The following is a 15,923-nucleotide window of genomic DNA, read 5'->3' on the forward strand; positions in this document are numbered from 1 at the left end:
TATATTTTTAGGTATTAAGTAAATAGTAATTTTAGATGAAATTATAGTATAGCATTGTTAAAATAAAAGTGAATTAAGAATTTACAATAAAATTGTTGAAAAGCCCCCATCTTTAGCTATGGGGAGTGTGTCAATGTTTAGATGAGGAGTATAAGTATGAAATTTATATCATGGAATGTTAATGGAATAAGAGCTTGTGTTGGGAAAGGATTTTTAGACTTTTTCAAAGAAGTAGATGCAGATATATTTTGTTTACAAGAAACTAAATTGCAAGAAGGGCAAATAGAGTTAGATTTACCAGGATATTTTCAATATTGGAATTATGCTGAGAGAAAGGGTTATTCAGGTACTGCTATATTTACAAAAAAAGAGCCTTTAAAAGTAATGTATGGAATAAATATAGAAGAACATGATAAAGAGGGTAGAGTGATAACTCTAGAGTTTGAAGATTTTTACTTTGTTACAGTATATACGCCAAATTCTCAATCTGAATTAAAGAGACTAGAATATAGAACTAGATGGGAAGACGACTTTATAGATTATTTAACCAAACTAGATAATCATAAGCCTGTAATTGTGTGTGGAGATATGAACGTTGCACATAAAGAAATAGATTTAAAAAATCCTAAAAATAATATGAAAAATGCAGGTTTTACTAAAGAAGAAAGAGAGAAGTTTTCTAAATTATTAGACAGTGGGTTTATAGACACATATAGATATTTTAATCCTGATAAAGAAGGTGTTTATAGTTGGTGGTCATATAGATTTAATGCAAGAAAAAATAATGCAGGGTGGAGAATAGATTATTTTTGTGCATCCAAAAAATTAGAAGATAGATTAGTAAGTGCGGATATACACACTGAAATATTAGGTTCAGACCATTGTCCAGTTGAATTAGAGATAAAATAAAAATTAATTATGATAAAAATTGGGCTGTAGATATAAATTTAAAGTTAACTAGTTTTTTAATCTACATGCCTATTTTTTATCTAAATAAACTCTATTTGTTTTTTCTTTGCTTAACATTTTCTAATGTAAATTGATTTGTTTTCCCCATATTATAAGCTAAGTTAATGATTTTTTTCTCGTCTTTAGTTAATTCACGATTTAAAATTTTCCTAAATTCATCAAATAACTTATCATAATCAACTCTTTTTTTATTAGAATATCTTATAGTTTTAGGTTTTATACTCGTATAAAGATATATATCTGGGACTATACTTGGATTGTATATCTTAATAAAAACTTTAGCAGTATAATATGCATCATTTAAAGCATTGTGATAAGACATTTTTTCATCAAGTTCTAATATAGAAATAGCATTTTGTAGGCCAATGCTTTTTCCTGCTGGATTATTGAAATATTTAGATGCATGTTGTTGTATATTAATATAAGATTTAGGTAAGGAATTTGATGGTAGCTTGTGATAGTTGATATTCCTGTATAATTCCTTTAAATCTCCAGCTCCCCAAACACATAATATAGGGTCTTGTGATGATATAAATTTTATAAAATTGTTGTAGACCTCAGGGAAAGTAGGCGAATCATTAAAATCAGAATTTTTAATATTAGTCATACGACTAATAAAGGGATGTATGTCTTTATAAATTGTAGGTTTTACATAGCTATTAAACGTATCTATTATATTGAATTTAGAATCCAATTTAATTGCTCCTATTTGTATAATTTCAAAAGGACACTTTTCATTGGATACAGTTTTATTGAGTTTTTTATCAAATCCTTGGTTAAATTCCAAATCGAAAATTATGTATTCCATAAAGTTTATCTCCTAAATTTTTTTATTATTTCTTTTACTATAGATTATATTATAAATAAAATTAAATTTTCAAATAAAAATACTTTTATTTTAGTATACCCCATATTTGTAAAAATGTTAAACTATTGTATGTATAATATTTTTTCCAATAAAAAATATTGCGAACTTTTTATACTTGATATATAATAATATAAATAAAAACACGAATAAAACACGAATAATTTGCAAGAAAAATTCATAAATGTAAGGAAAATGAAATTTATCTTGTATTTAACAAAATAAAATATACATAAAAATTATGGGAGAGTGGAAAAATGGATAGTCTATTATACGTAATAGAGAAAGATAAACACACTAATGAAGAATTAAGAGAAATCCTAAAAAGCAATAAAAATATAAGATTTGTTTCCTTAATGGGGGTTGATTTAGGAGGAAATGCAACAGATGAAAAGATTCCTGTAGAATTATTTTTGGAGGATATAGATAAATTTTTGGAATCAGCTATACAGACTGATGGTTCAAGTGTTGAGCTTTATAATATAGCTACATTAAATAATGCGAAAGTAGATTTAATGCCAGATAAAAGTTGTCATTGGTATGTAGATTACAATATGGAATATATAGACGAAGAAGTAGGTCTACCTGTTGGAACATTAAAGATACCTGCATTTTTAATACATGATAATAAAAAAGTATGTTCTAGAGGAGTACTTCAAAAAGCAGATAAGTACTTTAAAAAGTCAATGTATGAAATATTTAGAGAATATCCACATGTAATAAATAACATAGGAATAGATTCAGTAGATGATATAGAGGAAATAATGTTAACAGCAGCTACAGAACTTGAGTTCTGGGTTAATACTCCTGAGGATAAAGCTGACTTAGAGAAATTATATGTATCACAAAGCCTAAAAGAGCAATACTGGAAAAGAACTCATGGTATTATAAGAACTTGTTTAGAGAAAAGTTTAATTATACTTCAAAAGCTAGGTGTAAACCCTGAAATGGCTCACAAAGAGGTCGGAGGAATACAAAGTTCTATTAGTATAGATGGAAGAACAAACCATGCTATGGAGCAATTAGAGGTTTCTTGGAAGTTTTCTACACCATTACAAGCAGCAGACAATGAATTATTAGTAAGAGATGTTATAGAGGATGTATTTACATCACATGGACTAGAAGTTACATTTAAAGCAAAACCAATTCATGGAGTAGCAGGAAGTGGTGGACATACACATGTAGGAGTAAGTGCGAAGTTAAAGGATGGAAGTATAAAAAATCTATTTGCTCCAAAAGATTTAAAAGAAGATTATCTAAGTGAACTAGGATATGGGGCTCTTATGGGACTTCTTTACAATTATGAAGTATTAAACCCAATTGTAACAGCTTCTAATGATGGATTTAATAGATTAGTTCCTGGATTTGAAGCTCCTGTATGCATAGTTACATCTTTAGGGCATAGTTATGAGATTCCATCAAGAAATAGGTCAGTGCTTGTTGGATTAATAAGAGATATGAAAAATCCAAAGACTGTAAGATTTGAATTAAGGTCACCAAGCCCTCTATCTAACACGTATTTAGTAATAGCAGGATGTTATCAAACAATGTTGGATGGTATAAAAGCAGCAGCTAAGAGTGGTCTTAGTACAAAAGAACTTGAAAAAGAGTTATCTAAAAATGTAGGTGAAGAAAGTTTCTATTTAGAAAAAGATAGAGCATATAGAGATGAAAATGATGTATTTGAACATTATAGTTTGGAAGAAAGAAATGCAAGATTTGGAATACCACCAGCTACAGTTTATGAAAATATGAAAAACTTAGAAATATATGCTTCAAAATTAAAATCTTTAAAACAAGGTGATGTATTTACTGATAGTATAATAGAATCATTTAAGATTGGAGCTATAGATAAGTGGCAAAAGAAATTAAAAACTAGAATAATAGAGGCTGGGATTCAAAAAATAAGAAGTATTGTCAAGATACACACAAAAGAAAATATGGATGCGCTTGATGAGGTAGTTTGGAACTCAATATCGGATTTAAAGTTCAATATTATGAAGGATACTTTAACTAGAGAATCACTATTCACTAGAGTGAGAGAAGCTATAGAAAATAAGGATTACCAGACTGCTTCAGATTTACAAATAGAATTAAAGAGAAGTATGGAAGAAATACAACAACTGTATATGCAGTACAAGAAAAATATATACTAATATAACAATTTGATTTTGATATGATAAAGGCAATCAAGTATTATTAAACACTATGAGTAAATTCTCAAGTGTAAAAGCATACTTGATTGCCTTTAATTTTATGTTTGAAATTTTTTAATAGTACAATTTAACTGTAATGATTATCTATTAATTCTGATATATAATCAGCAATTTTCTCTGGATGAATGACTGTTTTAAATTCTTTTAAATTTTTTTTCATAAAGTTTATTATAGAATCAAATTCATTTGATACTAATTTATAAAATATGTTTTTAAGGTCTAGGTCATCACTATAAATCATGCCAAGACCCTTATCTATTATAAATTTAGCGTTTTCAATTTCTTGTCCAACTTTTGGCATTTTTACGAGTACTGGAGTTTGTGATTGAATAGCTTCAAATATAGTTGCTCCTCCAGGCTTAGTTAGCATTAGGTCACATTCTCTTATTAGATTATACATGTCGTTTACAAATCCAAGTACTTTAATATTTTTTAGAGGTTTTTTATGAGTTAGATTGTCATATAATTTTTTGTTTTTACCAGTAACTATTGTAATTTCTATAGAATTACTATGTTCTTCAATAAATTCATCTATCCAATGCATAAAATCCTCATCTATATCAAATAGACCTCTTCCTCCACCTAGAAGTAATAGTCTATATTTATCACAACATAGTTCTTTACTTTCAATTTGAAATCTCTTATCAACAGGAACTCCAGTAACCTTTATGGAGTCAGGATTTATTCCTTTCTGAAAAAATCTATTTTTTATTTCAGGAGAAGGAACAAAATACAAATCTGTATTTTCAAAAACCCATTCCATACTATCTACAACATCTGTTATAACTGTAAGTGTAGGTATATTTATATCAGGATTTTTTATCTTAAAGTTATTTACACAAGCAGCAGCTAGTGGAAATGTAGAGATAATCAAATCTGGATTTATATCAGCAATATACTCAGAAAGTTTAGGTGTATATAATTTATGAGATAAATCATGTCTTGAATCAAACGATTTCTTAAAGTAATAATAGTAATTATATAATCCAGGAGTATATTTTGTATTGTTTTCATAAAGTTTTACCATAGGCTTATTCATCATGGGAATACTTGCATTTATAAAGTTTTGTATAACAACATTATAGTTACTATATTTTTCAATAATACATTCTTTGACTGCTTTTGCAGCACTTATATGTCCAGCACCAAATTGAGCAGTTAGGATTAATATTGTTTTATCATCTTTCATTTTAGCCAATTTATCACCACTTTCATAAAATATATCTGATTAGAGTATTATACATTTATAGAAGGATTTAATCAACAAGAATATTTAAAAATAACTATTGTGCAGAACATAGTACTGTGTTATTATGAGGATATAAGAAGTTTTAACATAGTACCTTGTAAAACACAATACTGTGTATTTAAAGAAAGGATGGAGTATATGAACACACAATTTAGAAAGGGTGTTTTAGAAATTTGTGTACTTGCTCTCATATCTAAGAAAGATATGTATGGATATGAGATAGTACATAACATCTCTAAAGTAATAGATGTAAATGAAGGAACAATATATCCTATTCTAAGAAGACTTACAAAAGATTTGTATTTCGAAACATATATACTAGAATCTAATGAAGGTCCTGCTAGAAAATACTATAGAATAACTTCACTAGGAAAAGAGAATTTATCCAATCTGATGGAAGAGTGGAGAGAATTTGTAAAGGCTGTTGAGATTTTAATAAGTGAAGATGAGGGAGGTAATGAACTTGAATAAAACTGAGTTTCTTGAAATTTTAAAGGATTATCTAAAAAAAGATTTTTCTGAGAGCGAAGTTAATGATATATTGAGAGATTATGAAGAGTATTTCGTAGATGGTCTTATAGAGGGAAAGAGTGATATGGAGATAATAGCATCACTTGGCTCACCAAAATCTATAGCAAAAGAACTTATCTTACAAACTAAAGAAAAAAATATTGAAGAGGAAAAAATAATAAATACAGATGTTTTGAATGATAAGTTTAGTAAATTTAAATCAGATATGAAAAAAGGTTACTCTATCTTAAAAGATGAAGCAAAAGAAAAGTATAGTAAATCAAAAGAAAATATAGATGGAAAAATAATGAATACAGACATATTAAATGGTAAATTTAGTAGATTTAAATCAAATGTAAAAAAGGATTACTCTATCTTGAAAGATGAAGCTAAGGAAAAGTACAATAAATCAAAAGAAAATATAAATGATAAACTTACACCAAGTATAGAAGAAGGCGTAGGAGGATTATCCAGACAAGTTATAAAGGGGTTATTAGTAGTGTTATCTTTATTTCTAATTGTTCCAGCATTTGCGTTTGTATGTGCTATTGTATCTGCTACTATTGCATTAGTATGCTCATTAATTGCTTTTGTTATATTAATTCCATTTGTGATTAAATTTATAGCAATGGTTCCAGATGTTATGATGTTTTGTATTTTCGCAACCATAGCATTTGTAGGGCTTGAGATACTTGCATGGCAAATTTTATTATTTGCCATAAAACTAGGTAAACAATTACTAAATAATTATATACATTGGATAAAGAGAAAAAATATTTATATAAAGGCAAATGAAAAGATGGAAAAAAGAAAAAAAGCTACTTTAAATGATGAAGATTTGAATAAAGACATTAATGAAGATTTGAATAAAGACATTAATGAAGATTCATATAATAATGATTACTACAATAGAGAAGAAGAAAGCATAAAAGAAACTGATGAATATAATGATGATAGTATAAATTTTGAGGCGATATATAAGGACCTTGAAGATATAGAAAATAAGAAAGGAGAAGATAAACATGAATAAAAAACTTGCTATATTTGCTGCAGTTTTATTGGTAATAGGTATAATAGGGACAACATGGTCAGGGATTTTAGTTATGCCAAGCCTAATAAACTTTGGTTTAGAAAAGGAAGCTGAATTTAAAAAAGAAAATAAACTTTATCAAGAAAAAGTAAATATTGACAAGTTAGATATAGCTGTTGACAATATAAACGTTACAATAAAGAAAAGTTCAAGTGAAGATGTGCGTGTAACAACAAGAGGAAATAATGAGTTTTACAAATACAATGTAACTTTAAAAGATAAGACTTTAGTTGTAAAAGGTGAAAGAAAATATGAAAATAAAATTAAAAAGATTAAAAATTTCGACCAATTATTAAATACATCTATAAATAGTATGTTTTCACATGATTATAGAGAAATTATAATATATGTACCAAATAATGTAGACATAAATGCATCAAGTATAAGCTCACACTTATTTGTATACGATAATGTAGCTTCAAATACTATAACATATAAAACTTCTTATGGAGGTTTTAGTAGAGCTATAACAGAGAACAAAGTAAATAGATTAGAAAACCTAAACTTAATATCTAATAACAATCTTCACTTGTCAACAAAATCAATTTTAGGCGTTAAAAATGTAAACATAGAATCAGAGTCATTGTATATATCTTCAGAGAATGAAGATGTATTTATCAATAATATAGAAGAGTATATACCTGAAAATGTAAATATAAAAGAGAAAATAGGTAGAAATTCAAATTATGAAAGTGAATTTTACTTGTACTCTGATATGCCAATTGCTAAGTTCCTGGACATAGAAGTTCCAAATTCTAAGGTAAGACTTGATATACCAGTAAATAAGTATAAATTTAATTGTGATATAAAGTCAAAAGAAGCAATTGAAGAATTTAATAATGATGAAGAATATGACAATGATTCATATGACTATGAACATGATGAAGAACATAGCAACAAGTATAGAAATACGAGGGAAATAAAAGGGCTTTTGAATAAAAATCTGTCGAATTTAGAGAAAGAATATACTATAAAAATAAATTCAAATAGCTTAGAATTGTAAATAATTTACTATAATAATTTATAAATTGATTTAAAAGTATAAAAATATAATCTATACTATGGTATAATAAGTATCGAAAGAGAATTAGGAGAGGGATACTTATGAATAAAATAGCAGTAAGTTTTTTAATAATTGCTACTACTTTATTGAGTACGGCATGTATGGATTATAGCATCAGTGCAGTTGAGCTAGTTGATTCTAAAGAATCAGCAGTTGTAAAGAAGGATGAAGATGCAAAAGAAGAAACAACTAGTAAAATGATTAATTCTAAAAAAACTACTAAAATACCTATAGAGATAATTTCAAAGGATGAGAAAATAGTAAAGTACTTACAGATTGATGAAGAAAGTTCACTTAAGGATAAACTGCGATTAATCTTAGATACATTATCAAATGAGTATTTTAATGGTTTAGACATGGAAGTAGAAGTTAAGGAAAAAGATAATCTTGTTAAAATAAACTTGATAGAACCAGATAAAAAAAGTAGAGTTTCTTGGAAAGATGATTATTTGAATGAACAAAATATAATATATACTATAAATAATATTATTAAAAATGTCATCCAAGAAGAAGATAATAGCATTTGGATTGAAGAAGTAGAGATATACTACAATGGAAAATTAATAGAATTAAGATAAAAAAAGATGTGTTTTTAACACATCTTTTTTTGTTTTTTAATTCTTATAAAATCCTTATATTTATGATTTAGAATGATTCTTGTAAATAAGTTTGACAAAAGAAAGGATGAAAATTATGAGTAATTATATTTTGCAGGTAAAAGGAGTTTCTAAAAAATTTAAGGAGCAGATGGCAGTTGATAACATTTCACTAGCAATTAAATCTAATTCTATATATGGATTATTAGGACCAAATGGAGCTGGGAAATCTACTTTATTAAAAATGATAACTGGGATTTTAAATCCAACTTCAGGAAAAATAATGTTTGAGGGACATAGATGGACTAGAAAGGATTTATCAAATATTGGTTCTCTTATTGAGTCTCCTGCTATATATGAGAATTTAACAGCACGAGAAAATTTAAAAGTTCATACTACTTTACTTGGTCTTCCTGACTCTCGCATTGAAGAAGTTTTAGAGACTGTAGATTTAAGAGATACCTTTAAAAAGCGTTCAGGTCAATTCTCTCTAGGCATGAAGCAACGCCTTGGTATTGCTATTGCATTATTAAATCACCCAAAACTTTTAATCTTAGATGAGCCTACAAATGGTCTTGACCCTATTGGTATTGAAGAACTTAGAGAATTGATTCGTTCTTTTCCAAAACAAGGAATTACAGTTATTTTATCAAGCCATATCTTGTCTGAAGTTGAACAAGTTGTAGATGAAATAGGAATAATTTCTAATGGAGTAATGGGTTATCAAGGAGAAGTATCAAAAGAACAAAACTTAGAAAAACTTTTTATGAAAGTTGTAGCTGAAAATAGAAAGAGAGGGGAGTAATATGGAAAGATTTATTAGAGTGGAATTTCAAAAGATGAAAGGAACTTTTGGAATGAAGTTGATATGGATAGTTCCAGTGTTTTGTATACTTTTGTGTGGACTAGGTGGAGGGCAAAATGCTGCTTTCAACTGGTGGTATACGACATTTCTTCCAGGAGCATTAACATTAATATCTTCTTTAATAGTATTAAAAGATGAAAAAAGTAAATATCGTGGTATTTTACCCTTGCCAATTGAAATGAAAGACGTTTGGACTGGAAAAATGATTTACTGTATTATTTGTTGTTTTATAGCATCAATTATTTCTGCAATAGGTGTAGTTTTTGTTGGGATAATCTATAAAGAAACTATTTCAATAGGTCAAAATATCATTGCAACTATATTAATTATTTTACTATTTATGTGGCAGATTCCTCTTTGTATGTTTTTAGCTTCAAAATTTGGTATATTTGTTACAGTTCTAATAAATATGTTCTTCACTATTGTTGGAGTTGCTGTTTTCTCAACTACAGAAATGTGGTATATGTTTCCATATTCGATTCCTTCAAGATTAATGGCTGTTGTATTGCATATTCTGCCAAATGGTCTTCCTGTACCAGAGGGAAGTGAATTTTTAAATAATGCTGTTATTTTGCCAGGAGTATTAATATCTATTGTTTTATTTGTATTATTTGCTTTAGCTACAAGGGTTTGGTTCAATAATAGAGAGGTGAAGTAATATGAGACAGTTAATAAGAATATTTTGTTCTGATTTAATAAAATTAAAGAGAAATTTTATAATACTAATGCACATTTGCATTGCTTTAATGGGGATGGGATTGTTTTTATGGTATTATAAGGTTTCAGGAGCTGATAATATACTAAAGATAGTAGGATATTTACAAGTTATAGCAATAGCTTTTCCTTTATTGTCAGGTGTTGTGTGTTCAATGTTTGTTGAACAAGAATATTATGCAGGGAATTATAAACATATGTTAACAACATCTAATCCAAAATATCTTACTCTTATAAGTAAATATATAATCTTAGTATGTCTTGGTTTTGTAGCAACATTAGTGTCTGTATTAGGTTTTAAATTTGGTATATCTAAGGCTTACTTTACATCAAGCTTTTATATGATTTCAATTCTAATTTTAATTGGGTGTAATTTATTTGAATACATATTACATTTATTCTTAAGTTTAAGGTTCGGAAAAGGAGCATCAATTGGAGTAGGTATAGTTGAAATGTTACTTTCAGCATTATTATTAACTGGATTGGGTTCTGGTATTTGGCAGTATTTTCCTTGTGCATGGGGTGTTAGATTTATAACTATTTGGTCGTCTTTTTCAAGTTCTAAAACGGTTGAATATATAAAGGTTGAATCAATAAAAGCATATCAATCAACAGGTTTAATTTGTGGTTTTGTAACAATTTTAGCATTTGTAATTTTATGTATTTGGTTTTCTAAATGGGAAGGTAAAAAATCAGAAGAATAGAGTAAAAATTGACTGTTTATTTATATTATTATGTTAAAATATAACTTAGCAATAAAAAGATATAAAATAATCAAATAAAAAACTGGCTAGGTATTAATTATGAATTAATTAAACTATTGGAGGACAGGGTACAAATGCTTGGAGGTAAAAAATCTAACAACAAAAAAGTTGAAAAGTTAAGAACTATTTTTATAAAATATTTATCTTTATTCTTTATTATGACAATTTCAATTGTACTCCTTTTAATGTTATCATTTTCTGTATTATTATCATCAGGTGTAATTTTACCAGCTAATTATGCAGAAAAACAATTCAATAAATATAAAGAACAGATTATTTCAAGTGAAAAAGTAACTGAAGATATAATTCCAAGTATATATGAGTATGGGGTTTATACTTTAGATGGGAATTTAATTTCAGGTACCTTTAATAAAAAAGAATCAAAAGAAGTATGGAATTTAATGAGAGATATTGAAGAAAGGCATGCATATTCAGAAAGTTATATAAAGTTTTTTAAGAAAGATGAAGTTTTTATAATAAAATACAAAATAGTATCAGAGTATAGTTCTCCAATTTTAAGAGCATATTTACCAAAACCAGAGACATTGGGTATGATTATTTTTAGTATAATATTTTTTATTGAAATTGTTATATTATCAAAAGTATTTGGCAAGAAATTTAATATTGAAATGGAGCTTTTAAAAAATACTACAGAAAAAATAGAACAACAGGATTTAGATTTTGTTGTAGAATCTAGTAAAATTTATGAAATTAATAATGTCCTTTTTTCTATGGATAAAATGAAGTTGGCGTTAAAAGATTCTTTAGAAAAACAATGGATGCTAGAAGAAAATAGAAAGGAACAGATATCTGCACTGGCACATGATATAAAAACACCACTAACAATTATACATGGAAATACTGACTTATTAATTGAAATAAATGAAAATCCTGAGTTATTAGAATACATGGAATATATCTCAAAGGGTGTCACTCAAATAGAAAAATATATTAATACTTTAATAGATATATCAAAAACAGAGAATGGCTATATATTAAATAAAGAAGCAATCAGTATGAGTGAGTTTATAAAAGATGTCTTAGTGCAAATAGAAGCATTAGCTAGTACTAAAAACTTAGATGTGGAGTTTTATAAACAAGATAATTTGCCTAAAAATATAACTATAGATAGAGAACTGTTATTCAGAGCTATTATGAATATAATTTCAAATGCTATAGATTATTCACCAAGCCAGAGTAAACTATACATAAGTGTATCAGTATGTAATAAATACTTAAAATTTGTAGTTACAGATTGTGGAAGTGGTTTTTCTAAAGCAGATTTGTCAAAAGCTACAGAACAGTTTTATACAGGAGATTTGAGTAGAAATTCTAAATCTCATTATGGAATGGGACTCTATATTGTAAATAATATTGTACAAAAACATAATGGGACTTTATGTATTGAAAATTCTGTGAAAACTGGTGGTGCTATGGTAACAATTGAAATACCAATAGTTTAGTAAATAATATCCATTTTGTAAATACCTAAATTTTATGATTTATAGGTATTTATAAAATGGATAGTTTTTTTGATTTTATATATTAGTTAAATCTGATAAAAAGTTTTCAAACATAACTCCATCATTTCTATCAGTATCAAATTGAGATGTGTAATTTATAGTTTTATATATAAAATCTGTTGCAGTATTAACCGCTACTCCCAAATCATGTTTATTTACTAACATACCACAAAGTATAGATGTGAATATATCTCCAGTTCCACTGTAAGAACAATTATTATATTTGACTGATGTAAAGAATACATGGTCATTATCTCTATCGTAAGCCAAATTTAATATATTATCATCTTCTAATATACCAGTAATAACGACTTTGCTAGGTCCCAAATCAGATACAGATTTTGCAATATGTATAAGCTCATCTCTATTATAATCGCTTTTAGTATAATCATTTCCAGTCAAGAAACAAGCCTCTGTTAAGTTAGGAGTAGTTAAATCTGAATGTTTAACTAATTCTTTAATTTCCTGTCTCATTTCTTCTGTGAATATTGGATACATAACTCCATTATCACCCATCACAGGGTCAACTACGATAAAAGCATTGGGATAATCGTTTATAAAATTAGCCACTATCTCAATTTGATGCTTTGAACCCAAAAAACCACTATATATACTATCAAAATTGACTTTTAAATTTTTCCAAACATTTGAATATTTTACCATTTCATCAGTAAAGTCTAAGAAAGTAAATTCAGGATAACCAGTTTGACTTGAAAGTATGGCCGTTGGAAATGGACAACATTGAACCTTTAATGCTGAAAGTATAGGTATAGCAACCGATAATGAGCATTTTCCTATTCCAGATAAGTCATTAATTGCTGCGACTTTTTTTTGCATAAAAAACCCTCCATTAGTATGTATTAATTATAATGATACCAAAATATTTATATACATATATATTACTATAAAAAAAAGAAAAAAGTAGATTATAAAATAAAAAATTGTAAAAAAAACAGTGTATTGATACAATTAATTTTTAATATTGGACATAATAAAATAGAGAATTATTAAATATGAAAATTACTATATGTGACAGAATATTCTTTGTAATTTGATTTGTAAGGTGTACTATTTGGGAGGTGTAGCTTTGAAAATACTGAAAAATAAGAATAAGTACATCAAAGGTATAATGGCATTTGTATTTTTGTCTTTAGCTACTACAGCAGGTGTATTTTTAATCAATGATTTAAGTATGAAAAATATGGAAGAAAAAGTCATGGAATCTGCAAATGTTGAAGGTGATGATGTAAAAGACCAATATAAACTATTGCTTGAAAACTTATTTGACTACAGAAATAAGGCGATATTAGAGAAAAATGAAAACATTTTAAAAGGTCTTTATGAGACGGATAAAAAATTTGGTCTGTGGGCTTATGAAAATGAAGTAAAAAAGATGAAGTATTTAGAAAACTGGTCTAGTAAGCAAGGTGTAAAATTTAAAGACATAAAGACAAGGGTTAAGATTAAAAAAATAAAAGAAAAAGAAAAAGACCTCTATGGTATAATCTGTTCAGTATCGACTGAATATAAGTATTCATATGAAAATCAAAAGGACAAAGAAAATGCCTTTAGAATAGGTACATATCATTATCTAAATGTAAAAATTATAGATAATCAATATGTCATAACTAAAGAGTGGTATACAGACCCTTTTGCAGACTCTTTAAATTTAGAAAATATAAAATCTGATGATATAAGAAATTATATTGGTCAACAAGATGGTGTAGAGTTACAGCTTACAGATGAACAAAAAAAGGCTATAGATTATGCACATAAATACTGTGGAGCCGCAGCTGATGAAGAACATGGTATGAAATTTAATCCAAACTATAGGGATTATAATCCAGAAGGTGGAGATTGTGCAAACTTTGCATCACAGATAATGTTTGAAAGTGGAAGGTTCAAAAAGAACTCAATTTGGAATTATAGCGAGAGAGCAGGTACAAAAGCATGGGTAAATGCACAAGCTTTTAAAAATTATGCACTGTATAGTGGAAGAGGTTCATTAATTGCTAAAGGTTCCTATGAAGAAGTATACAAAGAAGCTTATAATTTACGTCCAGGGGATTTTGTTGGTTATGAGAAGAAAGGCAGAATAACACATGTTTCGACAGTGACAGGATTAGACTCAAGAGGGTATCCTTTGGTAACTTGTCATAATACTGATAGAATGTTGGTGCCATGGGATTTAGGTTGGAGTGATAAGTCCATAAGATTCCATATAATAAAAATAAATTATTAAAAAATTATAAAGAAAAATAAAGTGTAAAAGATAATAATCATTTAAAATTATAAAGTAAAAAAATTGATTATTAATGTATAAAAATAATAATAATTGACAAACATAGCTATATATGATAGAGTAGTAATAAGGTTACAGAAAAGAGTAGCTAAATATTTGTGTTTTTTTAGGAGGATTTATTAATGAAAACTGGTGTAGTTAAATGGTTTAACAACGAAAAAGGATTTGGATTCATATCTGTAGAAGGTGAAGGAGATGTTTTCGTACATTTCTCAGCTATAACTGGAGATGGATACAAAACATTAGAAGAAGGACAAAGCGTTGAGTTCGAAGTAGTAGATGGAGCTAAAGGTCCTCAAGCTGCTAACGTAGTTAGATTATAATTAAAAATTCATATATATTAGTGTTCTAGTAATATGAGAGATAAGCCGCTAATCATTTAGCGGTTTTTTCAGTTTTTGTAAATAAAATTAATAGCAAAATAAATTAAAATTATTAAAATAAAATCATTAATAATGAGATAAATATGTTAAAATTAATAGTGTAGAGTAAAATTATTATGGCTAAGTTTAAGTCAATTAATTTTTAGTAAATTTTCTAAAAAGAGAATAAGTGATACTGATAGACCATATAAAAATATTAATAAAGCATAATAAGATTAAAATGAGCAAAGGAAAAACGCTTGTTACAGCGTATAGTATTAAGAATACTTAGAAAATAAGAAAGGAGAAAGTTACTGCAAAAAAGTAACATTATAAATATTGAGTAATATTTATAAGTTTTCAGTAACGGTGGGTAGTGTAATGAACATATTATTCTTTCTAACACCAAAAAGTGAAGTAGCATATATATATGAAGACTACACTATAAGGCAAGCCCTAGAAAAAATGGAATATCACAAATACTCTGCAATTCCAATAATAAGTAAGGATGGTAAATATGTTGGAACTATAACAGAAGGTGATTTTTTATGGACATTAAAAAATGATTTAAATCTGGACTTAAAGGGATTGGAAGATGTTCCAGTGACAGATATAAATAGAAAAATGGATAATTCTCCTGTTTCCATCAACGCAGATATTGAAGATTTAGTTATAAAATCTTTAAATCAAAATTTCATTCCTGTTATAGATGACCAAGACACATTTATTGGGATAATAAAAAGAAGAGATGTAATAGGTTACTGTTATGAGATAATACGTGGATATAAAAATTTAGCTAATGATAATTAAAAATCTTATTTAAACTTTTAAGCTG

The 15,923-nt window shown here is 27.3% G+C and carries 16 protein-coding genes; 13 read left to right on the top strand and 3 right to left on the bottom strand.

From position 1 onward, the window contains the following. The first annotated feature begins 156 nt into the window (after window positions 1–156). Window positions 157–909, top strand: coding sequence for an exodeoxyribonuclease III (locus tag CDIF1296T_RS07090; RefSeq protein ID WP_003438367.1), 753 nt, complete (start codon window positions 157–159; stop codon window positions 907–909). A 91-nt stretch (window positions 910–1,000) separates the two neighbouring features. Here CDIF1296T_RS07090 and CDIF1296T_RS07095 read toward each other — a convergent pair whose 3' ends face one another. Beyond that, window positions 1,001–1,777 carry a 3'-5' exonuclease gene (locus tag CDIF1296T_RS07095; RefSeq protein WP_009896237.1) on the bottom strand — a complete coding sequence of 259 codons (777 nt, stop codon included), beginning with the start codon at window positions 1,775–1,777 and terminating at the stop codon, window positions 1,001–1,003. Between the two features lie 314 nt (window positions 1,778–2,091). On the opposite strand from CDIF1296T_RS07095, the gene CDIF1296T_RS07100 reads away from it, so the two are divergent. Further along, complete coding sequence (locus tag CDIF1296T_RS07100) at window positions 2,092–3,990, top strand: type I glutamate--ammonia ligase (protein WP_003428202.1); 1,899 nt, start codon at window positions 2,092–2,094, stop codon at window positions 3,988–3,990. A gap of 127 nt (window positions 3,991–4,117) precedes the next feature. On the opposite strand, the gene CDIF1296T_RS07105 is transcribed toward CDIF1296T_RS07100, so the two are convergent. Then, on the bottom strand, window positions 4,118–5,239 hold the full coding sequence (locus CDIF1296T_RS07105) for an MGDG synthase family glycosyltransferase (RefSeq protein ID WP_003438374.1): 1,122 nt from the start codon (window positions 5,237–5,239) through the stop codon (window positions 4,118–4,120). A 198-nt stretch (window positions 5,240–5,437) separates the two neighbouring features. Between CDIF1296T_RS07105 and CDIF1296T_RS07110 the strand changes: the two genes are divergently transcribed. The 8 genes from CDIF1296T_RS07110 to CDIF1296T_RS07145 all read left to right on the top strand — a co-directional run bounded on the left by CDIF1296T_RS07110 (window position 5,438) and on the right by CDIF1296T_RS07145 (window position 12,364). Further along, window positions 5,438–5,770, top strand: coding sequence for a PadR family transcriptional regulator (locus CDIF1296T_RS07110; protein WP_009889116.1), 333 nt, complete (start codon window positions 5,438–5,440; stop codon window positions 5,768–5,770). After that, window positions 5,757–6,839 carry a DUF1700 domain-containing protein gene (locus CDIF1296T_RS07115; protein ID WP_011861182.1) on the top strand — a complete coding sequence of 361 codons (1,083 nt, stop codon included), beginning with the start codon at window positions 5,757–5,759 and terminating at the stop codon, window positions 6,837–6,839. The genes CDIF1296T_RS07110 and CDIF1296T_RS07115 overlap by 14 nt, the downstream gene beginning before the upstream one ends. Then, complete coding sequence (locus tag CDIF1296T_RS07120; protein WP_009896243.1) at window positions 6,832–7,902, top strand: DUF4097 family beta strand repeat-containing protein; 1,071 nt, start codon at window positions 6,832–6,834, stop codon at window positions 7,900–7,902. Before CDIF1296T_RS07115 ends, CDIF1296T_RS07120 begins: the two co-directional genes overlap by 8 nt. 101 nt (window positions 7,903–8,003) lie before the next feature. Beyond that, window positions 8,004–8,540, top strand: coding sequence for a lipoprotein (locus CDIF1296T_RS07125; RefSeq protein WP_003428196.1), 537 nt, complete (start codon window positions 8,004–8,006; stop codon window positions 8,538–8,540). 115 nt (window positions 8,541–8,655) lie between these two features. After that, window positions 8,656–9,363 carry a lantibiotic protection ABC transporter ATP-binding protein gene (locus tag CDIF1296T_RS07130; RefSeq protein WP_009896245.1) on the top strand — a complete coding sequence of 236 codons (708 nt, stop codon included), beginning with the start codon at window positions 8,656–8,658 and terminating at the stop codon, window positions 9,361–9,363. Between the two features lies 1 nt (window position 9,364). After that, window positions 9,365–10,081 carry a lantibiotic immunity ABC transporter MutE/EpiE family permease subunit gene (locus CDIF1296T_RS07135; RefSeq protein ID WP_009896246.1) on the top strand — a complete coding sequence of 239 codons (717 nt, stop codon included), beginning with the start codon at window positions 9,365–9,367 and terminating at the stop codon, window positions 10,079–10,081. A 1-nt stretch (window position 10,082) separates the two neighbouring features. Continuing rightward, complete coding sequence (locus CDIF1296T_RS07140; protein WP_009896249.1) at window positions 10,083–10,841, top strand: lantibiotic immunity ABC transporter MutG family permease subunit; 759 nt, start codon at window positions 10,083–10,085, stop codon at window positions 10,839–10,841. Window positions 10,842–10,975: 134 nt separating this feature from the next. Further along, complete coding sequence (locus CDIF1296T_RS07145) at window positions 10,976–12,364, top strand: two-component system sensor histidine kinase (protein ID WP_009896251.1); 1,389 nt, start codon at window positions 10,976–10,978, stop codon at window positions 12,362–12,364. A gap of 75 nt (window positions 12,365–12,439) precedes the next feature. On the opposite strand, the gene CDIF1296T_RS07150 is transcribed toward CDIF1296T_RS07145, so the two are convergent. Beyond that, window positions 12,440–13,261 (bottom strand): pyridoxamine kinase, encoded by an 822-nt coding sequence (locus CDIF1296T_RS07150; protein ID WP_009896253.1) that lies wholly within the window; start codon window positions 13,259–13,261, stop codon window positions 12,440–12,442. Window positions 13,262–13,511: 250 nt separating this feature from the next. Here CDIF1296T_RS07150 and CDIF1296T_RS07155 point away from each other — a divergent pair, with 250 nt between their 5' ends. The 3 genes from CDIF1296T_RS07155 to CDIF1296T_RS07165 all read left to right on the top strand — a co-directional run bounded on the left by CDIF1296T_RS07155 (window position 13,512) and on the right by CDIF1296T_RS07165 (window position 15,898). Continuing rightward, the gene (locus CDIF1296T_RS07155) at window positions 13,512–14,666 is read left to right on the top strand and encodes an amidase domain-containing protein (protein ID WP_009902426.1); all 1,155 of its coding nucleotides are present in this window, start codon (window positions 13,512–13,514) and stop codon (window positions 14,664–14,666) included. Between the two features lie 182 nt (window positions 14,667–14,848). Continuing rightward, entirely contained in the window at window positions 14,849–15,049 is a 201-nt protein-coding gene (locus tag CDIF1296T_RS07160; protein ID WP_003419624.1) for a cold-shock protein, read from the top strand. Window positions 15,050–15,469: 420 nt separating this feature from the next. Further along, window positions 15,470–15,898: a CBS domain-containing protein gene (locus CDIF1296T_RS07165; RefSeq protein WP_009889129.1), complete on the top strand. Its 429-nt coding sequence runs from the start codon at window positions 15,470–15,472 to the stop codon at window positions 15,896–15,898. Window positions 15,899–15,923 lie beyond the last annotated feature (25 nt).

Origin of the sequence: Clostridioides difficile ATCC 9689 = DSM 1296 (assembly GCF_001077535.1) — a bacterium.
Taxonomy (GTDB): Bacteria; Bacillota; Clostridia; order Peptostreptococcales; family Peptostreptococcaceae; genus Clostridioides; species Clostridioides difficile.

Excerpts from the sequence above, each read along its gene's own strand:
- CDIF1296T_RS07130 (WP_009896245.1), top strand. The coding sequence starts at position 8,656 with ATGAGTAATTATATTTTGCAGGTAAAAGGAGTTTCTAAAAAATTTAAG.
- CDIF1296T_RS07090 (WP_003438367.1), top strand. The coding sequence starts at position 157 with ATGAAATTTATATCATGGAATGTTAATGGAATAAGAGCTTGTGTTGGG.
- CDIF1296T_RS07125 (WP_003428196.1), top strand. The coding sequence starts at position 8,004 with ATGAATAAAATAGCAGTAAGTTTTTTAATAATTGCTACTACTTTATTG.
- CDIF1296T_RS07120 (WP_009896243.1), top strand. The coding sequence starts at position 6,832 with ATGAATAAAAAACTTGCTATATTTGCTGCAGTTTTATTGGTAATAGGT.
- CDIF1296T_RS07095 (WP_009896237.1), bottom strand. The coding sequence starts at position 1,777 with ATGGAATACATAATTTTCGATTTGGAATTTAACCAAGGATTTGATAAA.
- CDIF1296T_RS07165 (WP_009889129.1), top strand. The coding sequence starts at position 15,470 with ATGAACATATTATTCTTTCTAACACCAAAAAGTGAAGTAGCATATATA.
- CDIF1296T_RS07135 (WP_009896246.1), top strand. The coding sequence starts at position 9,365 with ATGGAAAGATTTATTAGAGTGGAATTTCAAAAGATGAAAGGAACTTTT.
- CDIF1296T_RS07160 (WP_003419624.1), top strand. The coding sequence starts at position 14,849 with ATGAAAACTGGTGTAGTTAAATGGTTTAACAACGAAAAAGGATTTGGA.
- CDIF1296T_RS07100 (WP_003428202.1), top strand. The coding sequence starts at position 2,092 with ATGGATAGTCTATTATACGTAATAGAGAAAGATAAACACACTAATGAA.
- CDIF1296T_RS07150 (WP_009896253.1), bottom strand. The coding sequence starts at position 13,261 with ATGCAAAAAAAAGTCGCAGCAATTAATGACTTATCTGGAATAGGAAAA.
- CDIF1296T_RS07110 (WP_009889116.1), top strand. The coding sequence starts at position 5,438 with ATGAACACACAATTTAGAAAGGGTGTTTTAGAAATTTGTGTACTTGCT.
- CDIF1296T_RS07140 (WP_009896249.1), top strand. The coding sequence starts at position 10,083 with ATGAGACAGTTAATAAGAATATTTTGTTCTGATTTAATAAAATTAAAG.
- CDIF1296T_RS07115 (WP_011861182.1), top strand. The coding sequence starts at position 5,757 with ATGAACTTGAATAAAACTGAGTTTCTTGAAATTTTAAAGGATTATCTA.
- CDIF1296T_RS07145 (WP_009896251.1), top strand. The coding sequence starts at position 10,976 with ATGCTTGGAGGTAAAAAATCTAACAACAAAAAAGTTGAAAAGTTAAGA.
- CDIF1296T_RS07105 (WP_003438374.1), bottom strand. The coding sequence starts at position 5,239 with ATGAAAGATGATAAAACAATATTAATCCTAACTGCTCAATTTGGTGCT.